This window comes from Calothrix rhizosoleniae SC01, assembly GCF_900185595.1.
Taxonomy (GTDB): Bacteria; Cyanobacteriota; Cyanobacteriia; order Cyanobacteriales; family Nostocaceae; genus Calothrix_A; species Calothrix_A rhizosoleniae.
Window position 1 is genome coordinate 1 of the sequence record NZ_FYBH01000211.1, and the last position, 4,221, is coordinate 4,221.

Consider the following 4,221-nt stretch of genomic DNA (forward strand, 5'->3'; position numbering starts at 1 on the left):
AAAATTGCATAATTTTTCCCGTAATTGAATTCATCTTAGAACAAGGCAAACCTAAATATCTGGGGTAATTGTGATCAAGCTCTGAAATCATTTTGCAAGATTCATAATATTCATGACAAGTAAACATGTCACAAAAATCTACTAGTGAAATCAATGATGACGTTCAGTTGATCCTCGATCCCGAGACTCAACTGGTTACAGTTAACGATGATGACCCCACAATTTCCGTTCTGTGGGACAAAGCCGTCCAGCAAGCGGTCATCAACAGTTCTCCTGGACCAACCATTGCTTCCCGGGCTTATGGTGTAATGCATACCGCCATGTTCGATGCTTGGGCTGCTTATGACCCAACAGCTATCGGTACTCAACTTGGCGATGACCTACAGGTTTCTGCAGCAGAGATTACCGACGCAAACAAAGAAAAGGCGATGAGCTTTGCTGCTTATCGTGTTTTAACAGAGCTATTCCCCACAGAGACAGCAGTTTTCGATGAGTTGATGGCTGAGTTGGGCTTTGACTCAGCAAACGACACCACTGATACTAGCACTGCTGCGGGTATTGGTAATGTCTCTGCAGAAGCCTTACTGGAATTCCGTCGCCTTGATGGTTCCTCCGATACCAGTGACTATGAACCTGTCAACGGCCCTAGCGATACCAACTTCATTGACTTCTGGACACCAGAGCCGGTACCTATTGATGCCGCCCCAGGGGAGGAAGATCGTATCCAACAGTTTCTCACTCCTCAGTGGGGTCAAGTCACCCCATTTGCTCTGGAATCCGGCGACCAATTTCGACCAGAAGCACCAGAACCATTTCTCTTGGTAGATGGTGTAGTTGATGTAGAAGCACAAACGATTACTCTCAATCAGAATACAGCTACATACAATTCAGGCGATGTTTTAGCAATTAACGAAAGCCTTATTGGGGAAATCATCAATCCTGAATTTATTGCCCAAGCTGAGGAAGTTGTCAATATCAGCGCAAATCTCACTGATGAGCAAAAGCTAGTAGCTGAGTTTTGGGAAGATGGGGGTGGAACCTCTTTCCCTCCAGGTACCTGGATGACCTTTGGACAATTTGTCTCAGCACGAGATGACAACACTTTAGATGAAGATGCCCAACTCTTCTTTGGATTAGGTAATGCAGTTTTCGATGCTGGTATTGCTACCTGGGAAGCCAAGACATTTTATGACTATGCCCGTCCTGTGAGGGCAATTCGAGACCTTAGTGAGCTGGGTTTGATTGGAGAGTTCGATACAGACCTCGGAGGGTTCGTTATTGATGCTTGGGGTGGTCCAGGAGAAGGAACTCAGACTATTCTCGCCACTGATTTTCTTACTTATCAGACTCCTGGTAGCGATCCCTCTCCACCATTTGCAGAATACACTTCTGGACACAGTGCTTTTAGTGCTTCTGCGGCCGAGATTTTAAAGTTATTTACCGGTAGTGATGATTTTGGTGCTTTTATTACTTTTAAACCTGGTGAATCTCGCTTTGAACCTGGAGTTACACCTACAGATGCAGTGACATTGGAGTGGGAAACTTTCAGTGAGGCTGCTGATGAGGCTGGTATTTCTCGTCTCTATGGTGGTATTCACTTTACGGATGGAGACCTTAACGGTAGGACTTTAGGGCAAGAAGTAGGTGCTACGGTTTTTGAAAAGACACAGTTCTTTATCAATGGTGGTGAACCTGAACCAATTGAGAAAGAAATCATACGTGGTACTAGGGGTAATGATGTTCTATCTGGCACTAGCGCTGCTGAGATTATCCGTGGTCTACGCGGAGATGATGCTATCTATGGTAATGGTGGTGAAGATGAACTCTTCGGTGGAAAGGGAGATGATACCATTGCCGGTTCTGGTAGCAATGAATTCATGGACGGTGGTGCTGGAGATGACGTAATCTATGGCAATGGTGGCGAAGACTACATAGCAGGTGGAAAAGGTGACGACTTAATCTATGGAGGTTCTCAAGCCGATATTATCTATGGCAATAATGGAGATGACACCATCTATGGCAATGGTGGCGAAGACTACATAGCAGGTGGAAAAGGTGACGACTTGATCTATGGAGGTTCTCAAGCCGATATTATCTATGGCAATAATGGAGATGACACCATCTATGGCAATGGTGGTAATGACTACATCAACAGTGGTCGTGGCTTTGATACAGTTTGGCTTGGTGGCGGTGGTTCTACTACTGTTGTATTGGAAAAGGGTAAAGGCTACGACATTATTAACAACTTCCAACTCGGTTCAACTCATTTCCAGGTCAGCAGTTTGGATAATCTATCTTTCGATGATAGTAGCGACGGTGCTAAAGTCTTCCAAGGAAATGATCTGCTTGCAGTTGTCAGTTGGAATAATGCCAGTACATTGAGCAATAATGTTGACCAGATTTTCTCCCTCGCTTAATCCTCTTTAATCAGTTTCACTAGATAAACATCCAAAAAGCTTATCTTTAGCGCTGCGGACAGTTCCAGCGCGGACACCATTAGGCACTTATAGAGAATAAAACGTCCCACCAACCGTGGGACATTTTATTGTTTAGTATGGTACTGGAGTATCTTCACTTGCCAAAGATTCCTGCTGTCTTTAACCAAAAATAAGCCTTTACCTTACTTCCTCTGGAAATAGCTACCACCAAATTTGCAAATTTCACTCCCACCACTTCATCACATTACAGGCTCGTCGTTTGGCTATTTCCACCGCCACCTCTCGTGGTTGTATTCCGGTCTTAGTAGCAGTTTCTAAAACCAAGGTGCTATTTTGGCGAATCTTCTTTTCAATCGCTTGGAAAGCATTTTGCTGATTACCACCGGCATACTCCACTGCTCCACAAATTACACCCCCAGCATTGGCAATAAAATCAGGGACAATCAAAATATGACGTTGATGGCATATTCTTTCTGCTTCTGCGGTGAAAGGAATATTAGCTCCTTGCAAAACAAGTTTAGTTTGCAGTCTATCTACATTGTCACTATGAATCACATCTGGTCTGGCTGCTGGTATCCAAATGTCACAGGGAATGGCAATTACTGCATCCTGCTCTAGTTTCTCCCCTTGAGAGTAATCAATTACACTCTTACCAACATTTTTGAGTTGGATCAGGTGTTCAATATCAATACCTTGAGGATTAAAGATTGTTCCCTGGGAATCTGCTGCGGCAACTAGTACAGCATCTTTAGCTGCTAAAAAACGAGCTGCGTGTTGCCCTACAGAACCAAAACCCTGAATTACTATCCGTGCTCCTTCCAGATTCACATCACAAAAACTACTAGCAACTTCAGCGCAAACACTGAGCCCAAAACCAGTAGCACCAATTTCATCTAAAGGAATACCTCCTATTTCCCGTGGTAATCCCACAGCCCGACCAATTTCTGATTTGACCCAGTACATGCACCGTTCATCCGTTCCCATGTCGGGGCCGGGTATATATTCAATGATGTCTTTAATGGCATGGGCAAAGACACGTATTAATATTTCCTTGTTATGATTTTTCTCTTTTTTCATTCAACTATTGAATGCACAGTGAATCATTTTCATTGATAGTTCTTTTGTTCTGCTAGTGTTGCCAGATAAACTTGTTGGTTATAAGGAGTTGTAATTCCTTTTTTTATTCCTAAGTTAACAATAAACCCATTCAGAAATTCAATCTCTGTATTTCTTCCAGATCTTAAATCCTGGTACATTGAAGAGTAGTGTTCTTTGACTTTACTGATAAGTTGATATATTTCTTCTTGCAGAAACTCTAGACTGGGTAGATGATAGTCATCTTTCAGGACTGCCCAACTTTCTTGGATGATTCCGTCAAAAACTTCTTTTAGTTTTTTGTCAGCAATTAATTCTCCAATTGTTTTTTTCTCTATTGCTGATAGCGCATTCGATGCCGCATTAGTTATCAGTTTTTTTACTCTCATCTCCTCAATATTAGGTGTAGGATGACAGCGAATACCAGCTGATGTGAATAAATCACAAATTTTTCGCCCCGCCACAGTATCTTCGACCTGTAAACCCAGATGACTTTCTCTGACTATAATATTGTTATCTGTCAGGTTATATCCATTAAATACACTAACAGTAATTAATCCTGGATGTTCTTGAAATTCAACATAGAAATCCTGGTCAACAATGCCATTTTGTATAAAAGCGATAATTTGCGGATTAAAGTGATATTTTCCTATCTCCTCTAAAGCACTTTTTACGTCGTATAACTTAC

The 4,221-nt window shown here is 42.4% G+C and carries 3 protein-coding genes; 1 reads left to right on the forward strand and 2 read right to left on the reverse strand.

The annotated features are described in order from the left end of the window. Positions 1–125: 125 nt before the first annotated feature. The gene (locus CALSC_RS13025) at positions 126–2,417 is read left to right on the forward strand and encodes a DUF6851 domain-containing protein (RefSeq protein WP_143288245.1); all 2,292 of its coding nucleotides are present in this window, start codon (positions 126–128) and stop codon (positions 2,415–2,417) included. 243 nt (positions 2,418–2,660) lie between these two features. Here CALSC_RS13025 and CALSC_RS13030 read toward each other — a convergent pair whose 3' ends face one another. Together CALSC_RS13030 and CALSC_RS13035 are read right to left on the reverse strand one after the other, a co-directional pair. Continuing rightward, a complete protein-coding gene (locus CALSC_RS13030) occupies positions 2,661–3,515 on the reverse strand; it encodes a glutamate dehydrogenase (RefSeq protein WP_088241769.1) in 855 nt (284 codons plus the stop codon). 29 nt (positions 3,516–3,544) lie between these two features. Then, positions 3,545–4,221, reverse strand: a 677-nt coding sequence (locus CALSC_RS13035) for a ketopantoate reductase C-terminal domain-containing protein (protein WP_235006781.1), incomplete at its 5' end; no start/stop codon positions are given.